Here is an 857-nt window from a genome sequence, read left to right as displayed (position 1 = left end):
CTCTTGCGTGGCGGGGACATAGACGGCGGCCACGGCCTCGCCGTGAGACTCGCCGACGGCAATCGGGAACACGAGCCGCTCCAGACGCTCCTTCCTGGCCAAGCGCACGCAAGCCTCCGGGGCCGGGATACCCGTCTCCTCGGCGACGAACGCTCTTGCCTCGGCGATCCAATCGCCCTCAAGGCATCCGCCAGATCCTGCTGCGCGAGCCGGCGCAGAACCAATGGCGGCCAAGGGCAACGCGAGGCCACAGGCGACCAAGGCGATCCCGTGGGCCAGACGGAGTGTGTGCCATGGAGCCTTGGCCTCGGCGTGCCGGCCGGCTTCGCATTGGTGTGGGCGAGCTTTCCTCATGGATCAATCCTCCCGCGTGCGGTGCTTGCGGGAGTTGGGCCCCTGGAGCGTTAGGCGGGCGTGAGGCGGGTGCGTCCCGGCATTTCACGTGTCCTGAAGCGGTGCTAGACTGGTTCTGCTGCGACAGCGTCCGAGGCATCCATGACGGGACTCGAGATCGCATTGCTCGGCGGGCTTCGCCTGCGGCATCCCGACCGCGGACCCATCGAGCTCACGGGAGAGAAGAGTCCCCAGCTCCTCGCGCGTCTGGCCTACGCTCCCGGCACGAAGTATCGGCGCGACATCCTCCACGCGTTGCTGTGGCCGGACTCCGACCCGCCGCACGCCCAGGGCAACCTGCGCTTTGTCCTGCACCAGCTCAGAAAGCTCCTTGGCGGAAGCGAGGGACCGCTCCGCAGCGATAGCCGATCGATCTGGCTTGACCCGGAACGTGTGACTGTTGATGTCGTGCGCTTCGAGGCTCTTACGGCGGAAGGCACACTCGAAGCGCTCGCTGCGGCCTG

At 67.3% G+C, this 857-nt stretch carries 1 protein-coding gene; it reads left to right on the top strand.

The window, feature by feature from the left end:
- Nucleotides 1–495 precede the first annotated feature (495 nt).
- The coding region (locus tag ACYVOK_RS34405) for an AfsR/SARP family transcriptional regulator (protein ID WP_460666791.1) at nucleotides 496–857 on the top strand (362 nt) is incomplete at its 3' end.

The sequence above is a fragment of the Kribbella swartbergensis genome (assembly GCF_054784135.1).
The sequence above is the reverse complement of the archived record's forward strand: the minus strand, read 5'-3'. Positions and strand labels throughout refer to the sequence as shown.